The sequence below is a fragment of the Nonomuraea diastatica genome (assembly GCF_004349015.1).
GTDB classification, from domain to species: domain Bacteria; phylum Actinomycetota; class Actinomycetes; order Streptosporangiales; family Streptosporangiaceae; genus Nonomuraea; species Nonomuraea diastatica.
The window spans coordinates 1-2,006 of sequence record NZ_SMKP01000385.1; the positions used below are offsets into that span (position 1 = coordinate 1).

The following is a 2,006-nucleotide window of genomic DNA, read 5'->3' on the forward strand; positions in this document are numbered from 1 at the left end:
CCTGCTGCCCGACCAGGAGTTCCTGGCCCACCTGCGCGGGCTCGGCGGCACGCCGCCCGCATTCTTCGACTCGCCCGAGCTGGTCGACCTCGCCCTGCCGACGTTGCGCGCCGACTTCGCCGTGGTGGCCGGACAGTCCTGGGCTCCCCGCACACCGATTCCGGTGCCGATCGACGCGCTGTGCGGCGCCGCCGACGCGGCCGTTTCGGTGGCGGACGTCGCCGCCTGGGGCGACCTGACCGGCGGGCCGTTCAGCATGCGGGTGTTGCCGGGCGACCACTTCTTCATCCACGAGGAGCTGCCCGCGGTGCTGGAGTCCGTGGGCGAGCTGCTCGGCCAGCTCCAGTTCAGCCGCGGCTAGCGGCGAGAAGGGACAGCCCATGAACGACTACGGCCTGGTCATCGAGCAGCGCTGCGACGCCTTCCGCAGCCGCCACCACCACCGCCTGTCCTGCCCGCAGGACCTCGACGGCATGTTCTCCCGCATCCATGCCCTGGACCAGAAGGACGAGCTCTTCCGGCTGATGGTCCGGGCACGGAACGGAGCTTCCTGACCGTCGGCCCGCCCCGCAGACCCCAGATCGCCATGGAGAGAACCGCAGCCATGTCTCACGATGATCCGCAGGGCGGATGCGTCCGCAGCGCCGGCCTCGCCTCCATCGCCGTGGACCACGCCCGGCTCAGCTACGAATACCTCGACGCCGGCGACATCGACGCCTACGCCTCGCTCTTCGAGAAGGACGTGGTGCTGAGCCGGCCCGGCCTGACCGTGCGCGGCCGGACCGAGCTGGAGCGTTTCCAGGAGGAGCGGGCCGGGCGCTGCCACCACACGGTGAGCACGGTCATCGCCTCCACGGAACACATCGCCGTCGTCGGAAGGCGTACGCGGCGGCCGGACGAGCCCGGCGAGGGGCCGTTGGAGTTCGCCGACGTTTTCACGCTCTCGGGCAGCGGCCTCTTCTCCGCCCAGCAGACGTTCTACTTCATCGCCCCTGGCTGACCTAGGAGGATGGCATGTCGGAGGAGTATGTGCTCACGTTCGCCTGCCCCGACCGCGCGGGCGTGGTTCACGCGATCTCCGGATTCCTGCTGCGGCACGGCGGCAACATCCTGCAGAGCCAGCAGCACGGGGACGCCGCCTCAAACCGGCTGTTCATGCGCGTGCACTTCAGCGCGCCAGGCGACCTCGCGGAGCTGCGGGCCGACTTCGCCCCGACGGCCGAGAGCCTGCTCATGCAATGGCGGCTCGCCGACGCCGCCGCCAGGCCGCGCCTCCTCATCATGGTCTCCAAATACGGCCACTGCCTCAACGACCTGCTCTTCCGCCGGCGCATCGGAGAGCTGCCCGCCGACATCCCGCTCGTGGTGTCGAACCATCCCGACCTGGCCGACCTGGTGACCTCCCACGGGATCCGCTTCGAGCACGTCCCCGTGACCCCGGACACGAAGCAGGACGCGGAGGACAGGCTGCTGGCGCTGGTGGAGGAGCATCGGATCGATCTGGTCGTCCTGGCCAGATACATGCAGATCCTCGGCGACGACGTGTGCAAGCAGCTCGACGGCCGGGCCATCAACATCCACCACTCGTTCCTGCCCAGCTTCAAGGGCGCCGGGCCGTACCGGCAGGCTCACGTCCGCGGGGTGAAGCTGATCGGCGCGACCGCGCATTACGTGACCGCCGACCTGGACGAGGGGCCCATCATCGAGCAGGAGGTCGTCCGCGTCGACCACACCTTCTGCCCCGACCGCCTGGCCGCCGCCGGGCGCGACGTCGAGTGCCTGGCGCTGGCGCGGGCGGTCCAGTGGCACATCCAGCACCGGCTCCTCCTCAACGGCAACCGGGTGGTGGTGTTCAGGTAGGCGAAGCTGTCACGAACCTATCGTGGCGCTATCACGGGAACCGCCCGGCGGCGATAAGGCGCGCGATACGGCCGCGAATGACCCCCTCCGTAGCTTCTGAGGCATCGCAGAACCCAGTCGAAAGCCCAGGTGAAGGGGTGCCAGCC

The 2,006-nt window shown here is 69.6% G+C and carries 4 protein-coding genes; all 4 read left to right on the forward strand.

Annotation, left to right across the window (positions count from 1 at the left end):
- The coding region (locus E1294_RS51740; protein ID WP_165977993.1) for a thioesterase II family protein at nucleotides 1–361 on the forward strand (361 nt) is incomplete at its 5' end.
- Between the two features lie 19 nt (nucleotides 362–380).
- Complete coding sequence (locus E1294_RS54005) at nucleotides 381–554, forward strand: hypothetical protein (protein ID WP_165977994.1); 174 nt, start codon at nucleotides 381–383, stop codon at nucleotides 552–554.
- Between the two features lie 50 nt (nucleotides 555–604).
- A complete protein-coding gene (locus E1294_RS51745) occupies nucleotides 605–1,000 on the forward strand; it encodes a nuclear transport factor 2 family protein (RefSeq protein ID WP_165977995.1) in 396 nt (131 codons plus the stop codon).
- A 14-nt stretch (nucleotides 1,001–1,014) separates the two neighbouring features.
- Nucleotides 1,015–1,860: a formyltetrahydrofolate deformylase gene (gene purU / locus E1294_RS51750; protein ID WP_132520666.1), complete on the forward strand. Its 846-nt coding sequence runs from the start codon at nucleotides 1,015–1,017 to the stop codon at nucleotides 1,858–1,860.
- Nucleotides 1,861–2,006 lie beyond the last annotated feature (146 nt).

Coding starts and splice junctions, on each gene's coding strand:
- E1294_RS51745 (WP_165977995.1), top strand. CDS start 605: ATGTCTCACGATGATCCGCAGGGCGGATGCGTCCGCAGCGCCGGCCTC.
- E1294_RS54005 (WP_165977994.1), top strand. CDS start 381: ATGAACGACTACGGCCTGGTCATCGAGCAGCGCTGCGACGCCTTCCGC.
- purU (WP_132520666.1), top strand. CDS start 1,015: ATGTCGGAGGAGTATGTGCTCACGTTCGCCTGCCCCGACCGCGCGGGC.